Below are 18535 nucleotides of genomic sequence, written 5' to 3'. Positions count from 1 at the left end.
GGCGCAGGCCGCCCTGCTCTTCTTGCCCTTGATTTTTTCCTGGCGGCTGTCCAGGGCCATTGCTGCAATGGCCCGGAGCGGCCGCCGTTCCTTTCATTCCTCATTTCTGCACTGCCATGGACATCGTCGTCAACGAAGAACTCAAGGCCTACATCGACCCGCTGACCCCCGATGAACTCGACGCGCTGGAGCGCAGCATCGTGGCCGAAGGCTGCCGCGACGCGCTCGTGCTCTGGAACGACCTGCTCATCGACGGCCACAACCGCTACGCCATCTGCCAAAAGCACGGCCTGCCCTTCAACACCGTGCAGGCCACGCAGTTCAAGAACATGGACGATGTGCACCTGTGGATGATCGACCAGCACCTGGGTCGTCGCAGCGTGTCCGACTTCCAGCGCGGCGTGCTGGCGCTGCGCAAGCGCGAGATCATTGCCACGCGCCGCTCGGCCGCCGCCGCGGCCGTGATGGCCGCCAAGGCCGATGCGCCCCAGGCCGAAGGTGAAGCCCCCTGGGAAGGCGAGACCGACCCCGTGGTCGCCGCCGCCCTGGCCAGCGTGGCCAAGGTGCCCGACGAGGCCCTGGACACGCGCGAGGCCCTGGCCCGCGTGGCCCGCCTGTCCAGCAGCCAGGTCAAGCTGATCGAGACCATCCAGCAAAAGGCCGCGCCCGAAGTGGTGGCCGCCGTGCGCTCGGGCGACATCTCGCTGAGCACCGCCGCCGTGGTCGCCAGCCTGCCCGTGGACGAGCAGCAGGCCGTGGCCGCCGCAGGCGCCGACGAACTCAAGCAGGCCGCCAAGCGCGTGCGCGATGCCAAGAAAAAGCCCAAGGCCGCCAAGCCCGAAGCCGAAGCGGCCGACGGCGAAGGCGCGGCCGTGACCGCCTCGCCCGAGGAGCTGCAGCAGCGCGTGAACGAACTCGAAGCCGAGAACGAGCGCCTGCGCCAGCAGATCAAGGCGCTGCAGGAACTGCTGGCCGAGCAAGGCTGAAGCGGCGCCCGCACCCAAGCACGCACGCCGCCATGACGCGCTACCAGGAGCTGGCCGACGATATCGAGGCATCCATCACCGCAGGCGTTCTGTGCCCAGGTGACAAGCTGCCCTCGGTGCGCCAGACCAGCGAGCGGCGCGGCGTCAGCGCCTCCACCGTCTTCCAGGCCTACTACCTGCTGGAGGCGCGCGGCCTGGTGCGCGCGCGCGAGCGATCGGGCTACTTCGTGGCCCAGCGCCCGCGCAGCGCGCCGCCCGAGCCTACCGAGCCGTCTTCGCCCGAGGGCGACAGCTTTGCCGTGGTCGATGTGAGCGAGCGCGTGTTCGAGGTGCTGGAGTCGGCCATGGACCGCGATGTCGTGCCCCTGGGCTCGGCCTTTCCCTCGCCGGGCCTGTTCCCGCTGCGCCGCCTGGGCCAGTGCCTGGCGCATGCCGCGCGCGAGGCAGACCCGCGCAGCGCCATCGACGACCTCACGCCCGGCAGCCTGGCGCTGCGACGCCAGATCGCACGCCGCTACCTGGCCGACGGCCTGGCGCTGACGCCAGCCGATCTGGTCATCACCAACGGCGCGCTGGAGGCTCTGAACCTGTGCCTGGCCGCCGTCACGCGGCCCGGCGGCGCCGTAGTCATAGAGTCGCCCTGCTTCTATGGAGCGCTGCAGGCGCTGGAGCGCATGGGCCTGTCGGCCATCGAGGTGCCCACCCATCCGGGCGAGGGGATGGACCTGAACGCGCTGGAGGCAGCACTGCAGCGCCACAGGCCCCAGGCCATCTGGCTGATGACCTGCTTTCAGAACCCGCTGGGCAGCCTCATGCCAGAGGCGCGCAAACGCGCACTGGTGGAGCTGGTCACGCGCCACCGCGTGCCGCTGATCGAAGACGATGTGTACGGCGAGCTGTACTTCGGCGAGCGCCGCCCGCCGCCGGCCAAGACCTTCGACACCGAAGGCTGGGTGCTGCACTGCAGCTCGTTCTCCAAATGGCTGGCGCCGGGCTGGCGCACGGGCTGGGCCGCGCCGGGGCGCTTCACGCGCGCCGTGGCCCGGCAAAAGCTCACCACCACGCTGGCCACGAATGCACCCACCCAGCAGGCGCTGGCCGACTACCTGGAAAGCGGCGGCGCCGACCGCCACCTGCGCCGCCTGCGCCAGAGCCTGGCCCTGCAGCGGGACCACATGGCATCGGCCATTGCCCGCCACTTTCCACAAGGCACGCGGGCCACGCGGCCCGAGGGCGGCTACTTCATGTGGATAGAGCTGCCGCCGTACTGCAATGCGCTGGCCCTGCACCGCGCGGCGCTGGCGCGCGGCATCAGCGTGGCGCCGGGGCCGATCTTCTCGGCCTCGCAGGCCTTCGGCCACTGCCTGCGGCTGAACTACGGCCATGACTGGAGCGACGAGACCGGGCAGGCCCTGGCCACGCTGGGCGAGCTGGCCCGCGCAATGCAGCCCCTTCCAACAGCAACAGCAGCAAGGTAAGCGCCCGCTGCGCTGGCAGCACCTGCTGCGCTGTAGCGCCCGGGCAACGCGGCCCGGCACAGCTGCTGTCAGCCTGGTGCAAGCTGGATGATTCTCATTTAGACTCGCACCCCGAACCGGCATCGCCGCCATGCATGCTGACCGGTCCTTGTCTCCTGCTTCCGCCTCGCCCGCCGCCACGCGTCCTGCAGCCTGCCAGCCGACCCTTCAGCGCTGCACCAATCCCAGAGGCACAAAGGAAGTTTTCCATGGTTTCCAGCAATCACTGCGCCACGCTCACACGCTGCGCGGCCGCTGTCGCCGCCGCCCTGCTGTCGCTGCAGGCGTCGGCACAGGCGCCATCCCCCACCACCACCGCACCCGAGGCCGGCCTGTCCGCCATCACCGTCACGGGCAACTGGCTGGACAACCCCACCGAGGAAAAGGTGCTGGACCATGCCGGCGCGCGCACCATCGTCGAACGGGCGCGCATCGAGGAAACCGGCTCCTCCAGCCTGCGCGACGTGCTGCGCCTGGTGCCCGGCGTGCAGGTGCAGGACAGCAACGGCACGGGCGGCAGCGATGTGTCTCTGAACATCGGCGTGCGCGGCCTGACGGCGCGCCTGTCGCCGCGCTCGTATGTGCTGATGGACGGCGTGCCCGTCTCCTACGCGCCCTACGGCCAGCCCCAGCTGTCGCTGGCGCCCGTGTCGCTGGGCAACCTGGAGTCGGTGGATGTGATCCGCGGCGCGGGCTCGGTGCGCTACGGCCCCCAGAACGTGGGAGGCATCATCAACTTCGTCACACGCGCCATTCCCAAGACCTTCGCGGCCGAGGCCTCGGTGGGCACCGAGATCTACAGCCACGGCGGCAATGCCAAGACCACGCCCAGCCTGTTCGTGGGCGGCACCAACGAATCCGGCCTGGGCCTGGCCCTGCTGTACTCGGGCACGCATGGCGACGGCTGGCGCGCAGGCAATGACAAGACCGACATCGACGACATCCTGCTCAAGGGCGCCTACCGCATCTCGGCCCAGGACGACATCGCCGTCTCGCTGCACCACTTCGAGGGCTCGGGCCGCATGCCCGGCGGCCTGACGACGGCGCAGTACGCGGCCGACCCGTTCCAGTCCACGCGCTCCTACGACAGCTTCGACGGCCGCCGCACCGATGCCTCGTTCAAGTACAACCACAAGGACGGGCGCAACAACTTCGAGGTGCTGGGCTACTACGTGGACTCGTTCCGCGGCAGCTACATCGAGCAGGACAACGCCAACCAGCGCCGCCTGACGGCCGCGCCGCGCAGCTACCACTACTTCGGCATCGAGCCGCGCTACTCGCGCCTGTTCGAGACCGGCTCCGTGGTGCAGGAAGTCAGCGTGGGCTACCGCTACCTCAAGGAAAGCAGTTCCGAGGCCGCGCTGCGCACCGCCTACTACAACCCCGCCACCATGGCCAATGCCATGGCCCTGCCGATCACGCCCTACCAGACCAGCCAGGGCGGCACCACGGCCCATGCCTTCTACATCGATGACCGCATCGACATCGGCAACTGGACCATCACGCCCGGCGTGCGCTACGAACGCATCAACTCCTTCAACAACGTCAGCAACCTGGGCGCCGACGGCAGCACCGTCACCAGCCAGCTATTCCCCAAGGCCGATGCACGCGAGCTCCTGCCCACGCTGTCCGTGCTCTACCGCATGAATGCGCAGTGGTCGTTGTTCGCCAACGCGGGCAAGTCCTTCGGCCCTCAGCAGTACGCGCAACTGGCCCAGAGCGAGCGCGGCCTGCACCCCGAATCCGCCAAGACCTATGAGGTGGGCACGCACTACAACAGCCCGGCGCTGAACGCCGAGCTGACGCTGTTCAACATCGACTTCGACAAGGAACTGCTGCTGACCCGCGTGGGCGTGGACGGCATCTGGACCGACCTGGGCGCCACGCGCCACCGCGGCATCGAGTCCTCGCTGCGCTACGACCTGGGCCAGTGGAATGCCGCGCTCAAGGGATTGACGGCGGGTGTGTCCTATACCTACACCGAGGCTGTCTCGCGCGCTGGCGATTTCGCGGGGCGCGACCTGCCGCTGTACTCGCGCCACACGGGCCAGCTGTGGGCGCGCTATGCGCTGGGGCAGTGGACGCTGAATGCGGACCTGGCCGCGCAATCGAAGCAGCGCTCTCCGGGGTCGGGCACGCAGTATGTGACGCAGGAAGATGCTGCGGGGCGGCTGGGTGATATTCCCGGGTTTGCGACCGTGGGCCTGCGTGCGGGCTATGACTTTGGCAAGTCGCTGAGCAATCTGCGGGTGGCCGTGGGGGTCAAGAATCTGTTCGATCGCAGGTACTACACGCGGTCTACGGATAACAACGGGGGCAAGTATGTGGGGATGCCTCGGACGTTGTATGTGCAGGGGACGTTGCCGTTCTGAGGCTGCTATTGCAGGGGCCTGATCTTTTTGGTCCCTGCCCGGGGGTTGTTTTTCGAGGCCGGGTCTCGGCCCGGCAGCCGACTGCCCTTTCTTGATTCGCCAAGAAAGGTCAGATCAAAGAAGGCGACCCGAATGTCCGCGACCCTCCGCTTCGCTGCGGGCAACCTGCGTCGTGGCGGTTGCGGGGTTCGCCGTGAAACTCTCTTCGCGCTGCGCGCTACGTTCAGACAATCACGGCGAGTCAGATCACGAAGCAAGCCTGTCCTTCGGCAGGCTTGCAACCCCGCAACCGCCACGCCGCAGGCGCTGACATACGGGGAGTTGGCTCGGGCCTTCGCTTCGCTCGGCCCGTTTTATTCTTTTCAGCCCTCTGCTGTGAATCCCACGCGCTTGACGATGGGGCCCCATTTGGCGAGTTCGGATTGCAGCAGCGCGGCCAGTTCGGCGGGGGTGGAGGATTGGGCGTCCAGGCCGAAGGTGGCCAGGCTGTCCACCACATCGGGCGTGGCCAGGGCCTTGCGCATGTGGCCGTTCAGGCGCTGCACGGTCTCGGCAGGGGTCTTGGCGGGCACGAAGAAGGCGAACCATTCGCTGTGCGCCATGTCCTTGTAGCCCTGCTCCACCAGCGTGGGGACCTGGGGTGCGAAGCGGCTGCGCTTGGCGCCGCTGACGCCCAGGATGCGCATCTTGCCGCCGGCCAGGTGCTGCAGCATGTCGCCCACGGGGCCGCAGACGGCGGAGACGTTGCCGCCCAGCATGTCCAGCAGCGCCGGCTGGGTGCCGCGGTAGCCGGCATGCTTGAAGTCCACGCCGGCATGCTGGCCCAGCAGGGCGCCGATGAAGTGCGGCGTGGAGCCGGGCGCGGGCGAGCCGAAGTTGGCGCCTGCGGGGTTGGCCTTGGCCCAGGCGAAGAATTCGGGCACCGTGGTCACGCTGGCGGGCACGGCGGGGCCAACGGCAAAGCCGAAGTCGAAGATGCAGCCCACGGTGACCGGCGCCAGGTCGGCCACCGGGTCATAGGGCAGCTTCTTGTAGATGTGCGGGTAGATGGACAGCATGGACGTGGGCGTCTGCAGCAAGGTGGCGCCGTCTGCGGGCCGGCCCTTGACGTAGCTGATGGCGATCTGCCCGCCCGCGCCGGTGCGGTTCTCCACCACGGCGGTCTTGGCATAGCCCGACAGCTTGGTGCCCACACGGCGGCAGATGGCGTCCGAGGTGCCTCCGGCCGCGAAGCCGGTGATGATGTTCAGGGTCTCGATGGGGCCCTGGGCCTGCGCCCAGGCCTGCTGGCCCAGGCTGGCCAGCAGCGCACCCGCTCCAGCGGTGCCCAGCCATTGGCGGCGGTCGATGTTCATGCGTATGTCTCCGGTTGAAATTGAAACTCTGAAAAAAACAGTGGGGGAACAGCGGGGGGAAATGCGTGCCAGCCCGGCGGCTTCAACTGTCGTCGCGCAGCCAGACCACCTGGCCCGAATGCGTGACCGCGCCCTGGTGGGCCGGGCGCACGGTGAGCGCGTATTTTTCCAGCACGCCGCCCAGCGGCGGCATCTGGCGGCGCGCGGCGGCCGATTGTTCCAGACGTGCGGCCAGTTCGGCCTCGCCGATTTCCACCGTGATGCTGCGCGCATCGGCGCGGGCGTCGATGGCGATGAGGTCGCCGTCGCGCAGCGCGGCAATGGGGCCGTTGTCGGCGGCCTCGGGGCCTGCGTAGCCGATGCACAGGCCGCGCGTGGCACCAGAGAAGCGCCCATCGGTCAGCAGGGCCACCTTGTCGCCCATGCCCTGGCCATAGAGCAGCGCCGTGATGCCCAGCATCTCGCGCATGCCCGGGCTGCCGCGCGGGCCTTCGTTGCGGATGACGATGACATCGCCGGCCGCGTACTGCATGGCCTGCACGGCGGCCTGGGCCTGTTCCTCGGACTCGAAGACGCGCGCGGGGCCCCGGTGCACCAGGGTCTTGAGGCCGGCCGTCTTCAGCAACGCGCCATCGGGGCAGAGGTTGCCCTTGAGCACGGTCAGGCCACCGTCGCGCGTGATGGGATTGCCGGGCGTGCGCACCACCTCGCCATCGGGCGGCGCGGCATCGGCCAGTTCTTCGGCCAGGGTGCGGCCCGTGAAGGTGAGCGCATCGCCGTGGACAAAGCCCTGCTCCATCAGCGTGCGCAGGATCACGCCGGCGCCGCCGATGTAGTACACGTCGCGCGCCAGGAAGCGCCCGCCGGGGCGCAGGTCGGCGATCAGCGGCGTGCGCGCGAAGATCTCGGCCACGTCGTCCAGGTGGAAGCGGATGCCGGCCTCGTGCGCGATGGCCGGCAGGTGCAGGGCGGCATTGGTCGATCCACCCGTGGCGCTGACCACGGCGCAGGCATTCTCCAGCGCCCGGCGCGTGATGATGTCGCGCGGCAGCGGGCCGCCGCCTTCGGCGCTGGCCCACACGGCCTGCATGAGCTGGCGCGCGGCGCGGCGCATCAGCGGTGCGCGCTCGCTGAACACGGCGGGCACCATGCTGGAGCCGATGGGCGCCAGGCCCAGCGCCTCGCTCACCATGCCCATGGTGTTGGCCGTGAACTGGCCAGCGCAGGCGCCGGCCGTGGGCAGGCAGGCGCGGCTCATGGCCTCCAGGTCCTGCGCCGTGGCGGTGCCGGCCAGCACCTGGCCGATGGTCTCGTAGGTATCGACCACGTTCAGGTCGCGCCCGTGCACGCCGGGCGCCTGTCCCGGCAGGGCCGAGCCGCCATGCACGAAGACGCTGGGCACATTGCAGCGCACCATGCCCATCATCAGCCCCGGCAGGTTCTTGTCGCAGGCGCCGATGGCGAAGATGCCATCCCACTGGTGGCCGCGCACCGAGGCCTCCACGCTGTCGGCGATCAACTCGCGCGAGACCAGCGAGAACCGCATGCCCGAATGCGCCATGGTCAGCCCGTCGCTGACCGACACCACCGGGCATTCATGCGGCGTACCGCCCCCGGCATAGATGCCGGTCTTGGCATGCTGGGCCTGGTCGCGCAGGTTGAGGTTGCATGGGCTCATCTCCCCGCCCGTGTGGAACACGCCGATGTGCGGGCGCTCTATGTCTTCGTCGTCCTGGCCCAGGGCATGCAGGAAGCTGCGCGTGGTGGCACGGATGGTGCCGGAGCGGATCAGGGCGGAGCGAAAGGGCGTGGGCGTGGGCGTGGCCGCTGCCGGGCTGCTGCCGGTGGTGCTGGTGGTGCCGGCTGTGGTGGTGGAGGCGGCCAGCGATGCGGAGGCGCTGGACTCGGAAAAGACGTTGTCGGGGGAGGCAGGTTTCTTGTTCATACGCGGGACGGAAAACAGCCGCCCACCATAGCGGGGTCTGCGGATTTCCCTATGAGCATTTACACCAGATCGTGTCGCCCGGGAGTCGCCGCCCTGCAAGCCGCCTCGGTGCCGGCAGGATGAAAAAAAGGCCCCGGAACAAACTTCCGGGGCCTCAAAACCGATGCCAGCCCGCGCTGCAGCGGACCAGGCATCGTGCACAACAACTGCGCTGTACTCGTGAATCAATCCATCCAACCGGCCCCTCAGCGCGGCACCAGGAACGTGCTGTGCGCCTGCTTGGAGAGCGCCGGGTCACCCACCGCCGTGGCCGTGATCTCCACGCCGTGCGAGCCAGGGCCGGCCGCGCCATAGGGCGCCTGCAGCCGCACCACGACCCAGCGGTCCTGGGCCGCGCCCACGTCCACCTCGGTCTCAGAAGCCACGCGCAGGCCCTCGATGCCCGAGGCCGACAGCACATAGCGCTGGTCCTGCTCCGTGGCATTGCCGATCTGCACGCGGTAGATGTTCTCGATCTGGCCGCCGGCCACGATGCGCGACAGCGTGCCCCGGTCGCGCACCACGTCCACCTTCAGCGGCGTGCGCAGCGCCAGGCTGGCCACCATGGCCGTGGAGATGGCCACCAGCGCCGTGCCGTAGATGAGCACGCGCGGGCGGAAGATGCGGCGCACCAGCTCGCTCTGGCGCCAGCCCCGGGCCACGCCGTTCTGCGTGGACAGGCGGATCAGCCCGCGCGGGTAATGCATGCGGTCCATGACGCTGTTGCAGGCGTCGATGCACAGGCCGCAGCCGATGCATTCGTACTGCAGGCCGTCGCGTATGTCGATGCCCACCGGGCAGACCTGCACGCACAGCGTGCAGTCGATGCAGTCGCCAAGCCCCTGGGCCCGGTAGTCCACCCCCTTGTGGCGCGGGCCGCGCGATTCGCCGCGTGCGGTGTCGTAGGTGACGACCAGGGTGTCCTTGTCGAACATGGCGCTCTGGAAGCGCGCATAGGGGCACATGTGCTTGCAGACCTGCTCGCGCAGGAAGCCCGCGTTGCCGTAGGTGGCCAGCGCATAGAACAGGACCCAGAAGATCTGCCATGCGCCGGTCAGCGCCAGCACCTCGGGCAGCAGGCTGCGGATAGGCACGAAGTAGCCGACAAAGGTCAGCCCCGTCCACAGCGAGATCAGCAGCCACAGCGCATGCTTGCCACCGCGCCGCGCGATCTTCTCCGCGCCCCAGCCGCTGGCGTCCAGGCGCAGGCGTGCGCTGCGGTCGCCTTCGAGCCGGCGCTCCACCCACATGAACAGCTCGGTGTAGACCGTCTGCGGACAGGAAAAGCCGCACCACAGCCGTCCCGCCACCGTGGTAAACAGGAACAGCGCCAGCGCCGAGACGATGAGCAGCACCGCCAGGTAGATGAAGTCCTGCGGATACAGCAGCCAGCCGAAGACGTAGAAGCGCCGCTGCTCCAGGTCGAACAGCAAGGCCTGCCGGCCATGGATCTGCAGCCAGGGAATGCCATAGAAGAACAGCTGCGTGAGCCAGACCATGGCCCAGCGCCAATGGGTGAAGCGCCCCGTGATGGAGCGCGGCTGGATCTTCCTGCGCGATTCGAACAGCGGGGAATCCGCGCTGGCGTCGGTGATGGGAATCACCTTGCGTGGCGCGGGCCGCGGCCGGGGGGCTGCGGCGGTTTCATCGGGAAGCGGTTTCGGTCGTTCTGACATGCGGGGCCTTCGCCCCGGCCGGTGCGCCCTTGATGCGGGCTTGTCATGAATTGCCGGGGACTGCCTGGACTATGCCCAGCGCCCTGCCCCGGCGGTAGCAGCAGATGCAGCGGATTCGACCGTATCAGATGGCGGGTCAGGCCTGCGGCGAGCGCAGCGCCGCAACGGCAAGCCGCAGCCCCCACAGCACCAGGCACAGCCCCAGCAGCGCCGTCAGCGTGCCGATGCGCACATCGGCCTGGAGCACGCCCCAGCGGCTGAAGATCTCCGTCCAGTCATGGTCGCCCCCGCCCACCAGCGGCAGCACCTGGGCGCGCGCGTCCTTCATGTAGTGGGCCACGTTCATGAGGCTCTCTCCCAGCCACATCAGCGCGGCAATCCAGCCCGTGCGCTGGCCCTGCCTGTGGAAATGGCGCATGAACAGGGCCGGGAACAGCAGCTGGAACAGCGTGCCGCCGTAGACCGAGAGATGCTGCGAGAACAGGGCCACCAGCGGATGCCCGGCTTCGTGCAGTGCCAGGTTGGCGTTGTCCAGCAGCAGCAGCCAGTGACCCTGGCTGAGGAAGTGGCCCCAGATGATCCAGGCGGCAAAGGCCGTCAGCGCGATGGCGGCAGGCCGGGTGACCGGCTGCCACTCGATCTGCCCGTCCAGCGCATCGCCGCGCTTCATCGCGCCTGCCCTGCAGGTTGTGGGTGCGGGTGCGGATACGGGTGCGTTTGCGCACCGGGGCAAGGGGCAGGCAGGAAAGGCATGTCGGCAGGATTGGGCAAAGGAGCAACGGCAAGAGGATGGCAGGACTCTGGCCGCGATCTTCCCACGGCTCCCCCGGCTCGCAGGAATGCCGTCCTGCGCCGCCATCCATGCACGCGAGGTTCTGGCACAGTCGGGCATCCGACTCTTCAAGCCAAGGAACGTCCGCACCATGAACCTGCGCCCCCTATTGCATGACCTTGTCCGCCAACATGGCCTGGACCGCAAGGCCGCCGTGCAGCTGTTTGCACTGGCGGGATTCGAGCAGGAACCGGCTGCGCTCAGAACCCGCCTGTGGCCCGTGGTGGCCTTGCTGGGCGCGGCGCTGGGTGGGCTGGGCATCGTGCTGTGGATTGCCGCCAATTGGGAGAGCATGGGCCGCATGCAGCGCTTTGCCCTGCTGCAGGGCTTCGTGCTCGTGATGTGTCTTGGCGCGGCATGGCGCGCGGCGGCGCGCGTGCCGCTGTCGGTGCTGGCGCTGCTGGGCACAGGTGCGCTGTTCGCCTTTTTCGGGCAGACCTACCAGACGGGAGCGGACCCCTGGCAGCTGTTTGCGCTGTGGGCAGCGCTGACCCTGCCGCTGGCCCTGGCGGCGCGCAGCGATGGCGTCTGGGTGCCCTGGGTGGTGGTTGCCATGACGGGCATCGCGCTGTGGGCGCAGGCCCATACGCCGCAGTTCTGGGAGGTGGAGTCGCGCGACCTGGGCGTCCATGCCGTGGCCCTGGGCGCCGCCCTTGCCGTCACCGCGGTCATGGCACCGGCCCTGCGGCGCTTCACGGGCGCGGGGCTGTGGGCCTTGCGCGGCGCGGGCGCGCTGGCGCTGGCGATGATCACCTCCACAGCCGTCAGCGGGCTGTTCCACAGCACGGTGGCGCCGCAGTACCCGCTGGGGCTGGTGCTGCTGGCAGGCGCGGCGGCGCTGGCGGGCCTGCGCAGGCATTTCGATATCTTTTTGCTCAGCGGTGCGGCGCTGGGCCTGAACGTGCTGCTGGTGTGCGGCCTGGTCTACCTGCTGCTGGAGAAACTGGGGGCGGACTTCACGGGCATGCTGCTGCTCGTCGGCCTGGGCGCTGCGTGCCTGCTGGCGGCCACGGTCAGCCTGGTGCTTCGAATGTCACGCAACGCGGAAGGAGGCCTTCAATGAGCCACGAACACGACACCCTGCTGCGCCAGGCCGTGGACCAGGGCATCCTGCCGCCTGCCGCCTTGCAGGACCGCCGCCCTGCCGCCAACGACCGCCATTGGGCGGTGGTGCTGCTCACGGCGCTGGGCGCGTGGCTGGCCCTTCTGCCCTTGCTGATTCTGTTTGCGTTTGCCCTGTCCGACTGGATAGAGCGCGGCGCCGGCACCTATGTGATCGGCGCCATGATGCTGGCCGCAGCCGTGGCCGTGCTGCGCGCCGAGGAGCTGCCCGTCTTCCTGGAGCAGCTGGCCCTGCCTGCCATGCTGACCGGCGCCGGCCTGCTGGGCTTTGGCCTGGCGCGCGACCTGTCGGGGCAGGCTGCGGGCGCGATAGGCCTGGCCATTGCGCTGGCCTGCACGGCCGCCATTCCAAGGCCCTGGCTGCGCGTGTTGCTGGGCGCCGCCTGCGCACTGCTGTTTTGCACCATGCTCTGGCCGGACAACGATCCATCCACCCTGTACGCAGGCCTGCCGACCTGGGTCATCGTGCATGCGGCGCTGCTGCTCTGGATGCTGCTGCTGGCAACCCAGTGGCGCGCGCTGGGGCAGTCTGCGGCACAGACCCGCATGGCGGCGGCGATGGAGCCCTTTGCCACGGGCTGGCTGCTGGCGGTGCTGGCTGGCCTGGCCTTTCTGTCCGGCAGGAGCTTCATGGTGGCCGGCGTGCTGGGCGGCGGCCTGGCGGGCGAGCTGGCGCAGGAAGCCGCCCCGAACATCTCCATGGGCGTTCTGACGCAGGCCGGCTCGGCCGTGCTGGCCCTGGCAGCCGCCTGGTTCGCCCAGCGCGCATGGCCCACGCTGCGGCAGCCGCGCGCCGCCGTGGCTGCCGTGGTGCTGGCCGTGCTGAGTGCCTTCCTGCCCTGGCTGGGCGCCTGCCTGCTGGCGCTGGCGGTGACCGGCACCAGCGGCCGCTGGCGGCAGGCCGCAGCGGCCGCCCTGGCTGCGGCCTGGATCGTGGGCAGCTTCTACTACCAGCTGGCCTGGCCACTGGCCACCAAGGCCATGGTGCTGGCCGGCTGCGGCGCCTTGCTGGGCCTGCTGGCCTGGGCAGGGCCGCGCGCCGCAGCCCTGCCAGGCAGCGCGGAGACCGCCGCCGCATCGGGCGCCGTGCCCCTGCAGCGCTGGGCGCCGTGGCTGGTGGTGCTGACGGCGGCCTGCACGCTGGCGGTGGCCAATATCGGCATTGCGCAGAAGGAACGCACCATCGCCCAGGGCCGCAAGGTGTTCGTGGAACTGGCGCCGGTGGACCCGCGCTCCCTGATGCAGGGCGACTACATGCGCCTGAACTTCCGCCTGCCTTCCGAGGACAGGGACGTGGAGAAAGAGAACCTGCGCAGCGGACGCCTCTACGCCATCGGCAAGCTCGATGAGCAGGGCGTGGTGCAGTGGCTGCGCACCGGCACGGCCAGCGAGCCGCTGGCGCCCGGCGAGCAGCGCTTTGAACTCACCCCGCGCGGCGGCCGGTGGACGCTGGTGACGGATGCCTGGTACTTCCGCGAAGGCGATGGCCAGCGCTGGGAACAGGCCCGCTACGGCGAGTTCCGCGTGGAGCCCGACGGGCGTGCGCTGCTGGTGGGCATGGCTGACGCGCAACTGCGCCCCATCGTGCCCTGAGCGCACCAGGCAACTCACTCGAAACTGTCGCCCTCGGCCAGCGGCGCATGCCGGTAGCTGGCCGGCGTGCGGCTGAGCTTGACGGGCGCGCCCAGGCCCCGGTAGCCGCCCTCCATCTCCACCACCATCTCGCGGTGCAGGGTATGCGGGTGGTTGAGCGCCGCGTCCACGCCCAGCACGGGCGCGGCGGGCACGCCGATGGCCATCAGCGCATCGGCCAGCGCGGGGCCGTCGCAGGACTGCAGGGCCTGCTCCAGCAGCGGCTTGAGCGCATCGCGGTGGTGCGAGCGCTGGCCGGCCGTGGCAAAGCGCTCGTCGGCCACCAGTTGCGGGCATCCCAGGTGCTCGCACAGCAGGCGGAACTGGCGGTCGTTGCCCACGGCCAGGAAGACCGGCGTGGTGCCCGTGGCAAAGCTGTCGTAGGGATAGATGTTGGGATGGGCATTGCCCGAGCGCCCCGGCGTCCTGCCGCTCATGAACCAGTTGCCCGCATGCGGGTGCAGCAGCGAGATGCCGCTGTCGTACAGCGAGACATCGACCAGCTGGCCCAGGCCGCTGCGCTGGCGCTCCTGCAGCGCCAGCAGCACGCCGATGACACCGTTCATACCCGTGACCATGTCCACCACCGGCAGGCCCACGCGCAGCGGATCGCCGCCGGCCTCGCCGTTGACGCTCATCAGCCCCGTCATGGCCTGGATGGCCGCGTCATAGCCGGGCCAGGCACCCAGCGGGCCATCGGCGCCGAAGCCGCTGACGCGGCACCAGATGAGGCGCGGAAAGCGCTCGCGCAGCTGCTCCCAGCCAATGCCCCATTTCTCCATGGTGCCGATCTTGAAGTTCTCCACCACCACGTCGGCCTGCTCCATCAGCGCCAGCACGGCCTGCTGGCCTTCGGGCTGGGACAGGTCCAGGAACTGCAGCCGCTTGTTGCGGTTCAGGCCCCGGTAGTAGGAGGACACACCGTCCTGGAACGGCGGCCCCCAGGCGCGCGTATCGTCGCCCTGCGGCGGCTCCACCTTGAGAACGTCGGCGCCGTGGTCGCCCAGGATCTGGCCGCACAGCGGGCCACCAAGAATGCGGGAGAGGTCGAGGACACGGATGCCCTGGAGCGCTCCCGCGCGTTGATTTGTGTTCATGGGGATACTCTCGTCAGTCGAGCTTCGCGCCGGAGGCATCGACCACGGCCTTCCATTTCGTGACCTCCTGCGCGATGAAGGTCGACAGCCCCGCTGGCGACAGATCCGATGCCGGCTCCAGCCCCTGGTCGGCAAAGGTCTTGCGGATGCGCTCGCTGCTCAGGGCCTTGCGGAAGGCCGCGTTCAGCGTCTCGATGCGGTCGGCCGGCGTGCCGGCCGGCGCCACCACGCCGAAGAACACGCTCACGTCGTAGCCGGGCAGGCCCTGCTCGGCGATGGTGGGTATGTCGGGCATGGCCTGGGAGCGCTTTTCCGTGGCCACGCCAATGGCCTTGAACTTGCCGGCCTTGATGTAGGGCATGGCGGTGAGGATGTCGGTGAAGGTCATGTTCACCTGCCCCGCCAGCAGGTCGTTGAGCGCCGGGCCCGTGCCCTTGTACGGGATGTGCTGCAGCGAGGTGCCGGCCATCTTGTTGAACAACACGCCCGCCAGGTGCGAGGAGGCACCGTTGCCCGAGGACGCATAGTCCAGGCTGCCCGGCTTGGCCTTGTCCTGCGCAATCAGCTCCTGCACGGTGGTGGCCTTGGTCGCCGGGTTGACCACCAGCACATTGGGCAGGTAGCCCACGCGGATGATGGGCGCGAAGCTGGTCTGCGGGTCGTAGTTGATCTTGCGGTACAGGTGCTTGTTGATGGCCAACGGCCCCGAGGTGCCGAACATGATGGTGTAGCCGTCGGGCCTGGCGCGGGCCACGAAGTCGGCACCGATGTTGCCGCCCGCGCCGGCCTTGTTCTCCACGATCACGCTCTGGCCCAGCGTCTCGGTCAGCGCTATCGCCAGCGTGCGGGCCATGGCGTCCGTGGGCCCGCCGGGCGGGAAGGGAACGACAAAGCTGATGGGCCGCTCGGGAAAGCGTTCGGCCAGGGCGGCGGCCGGCAGTGCGGCGGTGGCGGCGAGCGCACAGGCCCACAGGAATCGGCGTTTCTGGAAGGACGGCTTCTGGTCAGTGCAAGGCATGGTGTTTGTCTCCGGTACTTGTGCGGTCACCCCTGTGGACGGGATGTGTGTTCTGGATCGGTGCGGTCGATGGGCTCAGCGTGTCCAGCCTTCGGGCAGGTCGCCTGCCGCCAGCGGGTCGCGCGGCAGCACGCGGTGCAGCAGCACCAGCTGGGCCCAACGCATGCGTTCGGCGCTGCCGGTGCATGAGGCCTCCCAGGCCATGGCCGTGGCCGTGAAGCAGTGGTACAGGCCCGAGGCGGCGGCGCGCGCCAGGCGGTCACCGCCCTCCTCGGCCGCGCGCAGGGCCAGCGCGGAAGCCTTGTCCATGCTGGCCGACAGCGCGGCCTTGAAGTCCGTGGCCGCCTCGGTCTGGGCCAGCAGCTGGGCCGCGTGGTCACGCAGCACGGGCAGCGAGCCTTCGCGCTTGATGGCGCGGATCACGTCCAGCGCCACGATGTTGCTGGTGCCTTCCCAGATCGATCCCAGGTGGGAGTCGCGCACCAGGCGCGGATCGCTCCACTCCTCGATGTAGCCGCATCCGCCGCGCACTTCCATGGCGTCGCCCGTGACCTTGCGCGCGTCGCGGCAGGCGCGGAACTTGATCATGGGCGTGAGGATGCGCAGCAGCGCGTAGGCGCCGTCTTCGCCTGCGTCCGAGCGCTGCAGCGCCTGGGCCGTCTGCAGCACCATGGTGCGTGCCTGCTCGGAGTAGATGCGCAGCTTGTCGAGCTGGCGCTGCATCAGCGGCATGTCCTGCAGGGCCTTGCCGAAGGCGCGGCGCTCGCGCGCCACGTACTCGGCCTCGGCCACGGCACGGCGCATCAGCCCGGCCGAGCGCACGCCGTTGGACAGGCGCGAGTTGTTCACCATGTCGGCCATCTGCACGAAGCCCCGGCCCTGCTCGCCCACCAGGTAGGCGACGGCGCCGTCAAGCACGATCTCGCCGCTGGCCATGGAGCGCGTGCCCAGCTTGTGCTTAAGCCGCACGATGCGGTAGTGGTTGGCCGAGCCATCGTCCAGCCGGCGCGGCAGCAGGAACAGCGAGATGCCCTTCATGCCCGCCGGCGCGCCTTCCACGCGCGCCAGCACCATGGCGAAGTCGGCATCGGGGTTGGAGCAGAACCACTTGTCGCCGGACAGGCGCCAGCTGCCGTCGGCGGCCGGGCGTGCCAGCGTCTGGGTGTTGGAGATGTCCGAGCCGGCCGCCTGCTCAGTCATGAACATGGCGCCCTGGGCCTGGTCCTCGAAGCGCAGCTGCGTCATGCGTGGCCAGTACTTTTCGACCAGGACCGGCTCGCCGTACTTGCGCAGCGTGCGCGCCAGCGAGTCCGTCATGGACAGCGGGCAGCACAGGCCGAACTCGGCCTGCACGAACAGATAGGTCAGCGCGTACTTGGCCAGCGGCGGCAGCTTGCCATCCCAGCCCAGCACGCCCGTGCGGTGCGACATGACGGCCAGGCCGAACTCGCCATAGGCAATGCGCTCCATCTCCACATAGGCCGGGTGCTTGACGATGCGCTGCGCATCGCGCCCCGTGCGGTCGCGGTGCTCCAGCTCGGGCGGGTTGCGGTCGGCGGTCAGCGCCCATTCATCGATCTCGCGGCCGGCCAGCGCGCCCATGCGCTCCAGATGGGGCTGCAGGTGCGCGTTCACCTCGGGCGGCAGGTACAGCGCCAGCAGCGGCTGCAACTGCGAATCGGTGGTGTACAGGTTGCTGCCGTGGCGGTCGGGCACGGCCTGGAAAGCCTGGGCGGGGGAAGACTGCATGGCGGCCAGCGCCTGCGGTTCGGGGTTCATGGTCTGTCTCCTGTGCGGGAACCGGGCCCGGGCGCATGGGCTCCGGGTCTTGGGGATGCCCCCATTCTTGGAAACAGTCCTATTCGAGTCAAATATCGATAACGTATTGATCAATAGTCAAACCGGATAGAACGCCATGGAGCTGAGACAACTGAGGTACTTTCTGGTGCTGGCCGAGGAGCTGCACTTCAGCCGCGCAGCCCAGCGCCTGTCCATCTCCCAGCCGCCGCTGAGCGTAGCCATCCGCCAGTTGGAGGAAGAGTTGGGCGCCCAGCTGTTCGAGCGCACCAGCAAGGAGGTGCGGCTCACGGCCGCCGGCAAGCACCTGCACGTGCAGGCCCAGGACATCATGGAACAGGCCCAGCGCGTGCGCCAGGACATGCGCGCCATCGCCGACGGCGTGCAGGGCCGCATCCGGCTGGGCTTTGTGGGTTCGGCCATCTACCGCGGGCTGCCCGAGGCACTGGAGAGCTTTCGCGCCCGGCATCCGCTGGTGCGCATCGACATGCTGGAGCTCAACAGCGCAGAGCAGATCGCCTCCCTGCAGCAGGAGCGGCTGGACCTGGGCCTGCTGCACGCCACGCGCCCCGCGCCCGGCCTGCAATCACATACCCTGGTGAGCGAGCCCTTCATGGCCTGCCTGCCCGCAGGCCATGCGCTGGCCGGCCAGCGCAGGCTGCAGGTGCGCCAGCTGGCGGGCGAGCGCATGGTGCTGTTCTCGCGCCAGGTCTCGCCCGACTACCACCAGCAGATCTGGCAGATCTGCCAGAGCGAGGGCTTCACGCCCGAGCTGCACCACGAGGTGCGGCACTGGCTGTCGGTGCTGTCCATGGTGTCGCTGGGCCAGGGCGTGTCCCTGGTTCCGTCCTGCCTGCAGCGTGTGGGCTTTCCGGGGCTGGCCTTCGTGCCCATCCAGGGCCGGCACCCGCAGTCGCAGATGCAGGCCATGTGGCACCCGGGCCATGTGCAGCCCCTGGTCGAATCGCTGCTGGCCCACCTGCGCGACAGCGTGGGCAGGCTGGGACAGCAGCCATAAACGCCACACCCTTGCTCAGTTCACTATGTCCAAAACTGGCGTGGCCCAAAAGCGAGGGGCACCGAGCAAGGGCCGCCCCGCCGCAGGGTGTCGTCCCCCTTCCAGGGGGAAGCCGCATAGCGGCTCAGG

Annotated in this window: 13 protein-coding genes; 6 read left to right on the top strand and 7 right to left on the bottom strand. The window is 69.2% G+C overall.

Annotated features, from left to right (window positions below):
- Window positions 1-116 precede the first annotated feature (116 nt).
- The 3 genes from IB269_RS28255 to IB269_RS28245 all read left to right on the top strand — a co-directional run bounded on the left by IB269_RS28255 (window position 117) and on the right by IB269_RS28245 (window position 4875).
- Window positions 117-986 carry a hypothetical protein gene (locus IB269_RS28255; protein WP_012204374.1) on the top strand — a complete coding sequence of 290 codons (870 nt, stop codon included), beginning with the start codon at window positions 117-119 and terminating at the stop codon, window positions 984-986.
- Between the two features lie 32 nt (window positions 987-1018).
- A complete protein-coding gene (locus tag IB269_RS28250) occupies window positions 1019-2464 on the top strand; it encodes a PLP-dependent aminotransferase family protein (RefSeq protein ID WP_099734242.1) in 1446 nt (481 codons plus the stop codon).
- 248 nt (window positions 2465-2712) lie between these two features.
- Window positions 2713-4875: a TonB-dependent receptor family protein gene (locus tag IB269_RS28245; protein ID WP_192368882.1), complete on the top strand. Its 2163-nt coding sequence runs from the start codon at window positions 2713-2715 to the stop codon at window positions 4873-4875.
- A 362-nt stretch (window positions 4876-5237) separates the two neighbouring features.
- Here the strand turns inward: IB269_RS28245 and IB269_RS28240 are convergent, their stop codons facing one another.
- The 4 genes from IB269_RS28240 to IB269_RS28225 all read right to left on the bottom strand — a co-directional run bounded on the left by IB269_RS28240 (window position 5238) and on the right by IB269_RS28225 (window position 10560).
- Entirely contained in the window at window positions 5238-6230 is a 993-nt protein-coding gene (locus IB269_RS28240; protein WP_012204371.1) for a Bug family tripartite tricarboxylate transporter substrate binding protein, read from the bottom strand.
- A gap of 82 nt (window positions 6231-6312) precedes the next feature.
- The gene (gene ilvD / locus IB269_RS28235) at window positions 6313-8175 is read right to left on the bottom strand and encodes a dihydroxy-acid dehydratase (RefSeq protein ID WP_192368881.1); all 1863 of its coding nucleotides are present in this window, start codon (window positions 8173-8175) and stop codon (window positions 6313-6315) included.
- Between the two features lie 245 nt (window positions 8176-8420).
- Window positions 8421-9890 (bottom strand): cytochrome c oxidase accessory protein CcoG, encoded by a 1470-nt coding sequence (gene ccoG / locus IB269_RS28230; protein ID WP_192368880.1) that lies wholly within the window; start codon window positions 9888-9890, stop codon window positions 8421-8423.
- A 136-nt stretch (window positions 9891-10026) separates the two neighbouring features.
- Complete coding sequence (locus IB269_RS28225) at window positions 10027-10560, bottom strand: hypothetical protein (protein ID WP_192368879.1); 534 nt, start codon at window positions 10558-10560, stop codon at window positions 10027-10029.
- A gap of 253 nt (window positions 10561-10813) precedes the next feature.
- Between IB269_RS28225 and IB269_RS28220 the strand changes: the two genes are divergently transcribed.
- Window positions 10814-11785: a DUF2157 domain-containing protein gene (locus tag IB269_RS28220; protein WP_141829246.1), complete on the top strand. Its 972-nt coding sequence runs from the start codon at window positions 10814-10816 to the stop codon at window positions 11783-11785.
- Entirely contained in the window at window positions 11782-13437 is a 1656-nt protein-coding gene (locus tag IB269_RS28215; protein ID WP_192368878.1) for a GDYXXLXY domain-containing protein, read from the top strand. The genes IB269_RS28220 and IB269_RS28215 overlap by 4 nt, the downstream gene beginning before the upstream one ends.
- A 14-nt stretch (window positions 13438-13451) precedes the next feature.
- Here IB269_RS28215 and IB269_RS28210 read toward each other — a convergent pair whose 3' ends face one another.
- The 3 genes from IB269_RS28210 to IB269_RS28200 all read right to left on the bottom strand — a co-directional run bounded on the left by IB269_RS28210 (window position 13452) and on the right by IB269_RS28200 (window position 17370).
- A complete protein-coding gene (locus tag IB269_RS28210; protein WP_154834869.1) occupies window positions 13452-14573 on the bottom strand; it encodes a CaiB/BaiF CoA transferase family protein in 1122 nt (373 codons plus the stop codon).
- Window positions 14574-14586: 13 nt separating this feature from the next.
- Window positions 14587-15591: a Bug family tripartite tricarboxylate transporter substrate binding protein gene (locus tag IB269_RS28205; protein WP_192368877.1), complete on the bottom strand. Its 1005-nt coding sequence runs from the start codon at window positions 15589-15591 to the stop codon at window positions 14587-14589.
- 75 nt (window positions 15592-15666) lie between these two features.
- Window positions 15667-17370, bottom strand: coding sequence for an acyl-CoA dehydrogenase family protein (locus IB269_RS28200; RefSeq protein ID WP_192368876.1), 1704 nt, complete (start codon window positions 17368-17370; stop codon window positions 15667-15669).
- A gap of 136 nt (window positions 17371-17506) precedes the next feature.
- Here IB269_RS28200 and IB269_RS28195 point away from each other — a divergent pair, with 136 nt between their 5' ends.
- Window positions 17507-18406, top strand: coding sequence for a LysR family transcriptional regulator (locus IB269_RS28195; protein ID WP_192368875.1), 900 nt, complete (start codon window positions 17507-17509; stop codon window positions 18404-18406).
- Window positions 18407-18535 lie beyond the last annotated feature (129 nt).

It is taken from the genome of Delftia sp. DLF01 (assembly GCF_014852125.1).
In the GTDB taxonomy this organism is placed as follows: Bacteria; Pseudomonadota; Gammaproteobacteria; order Burkholderiales; family Burkholderiaceae_C; genus Comamonas; species Comamonas acidovorans.
The sequence above is the reverse complement of the archived record's forward strand: the minus strand, read 5'-3'. Positions and strand labels throughout refer to the sequence as shown.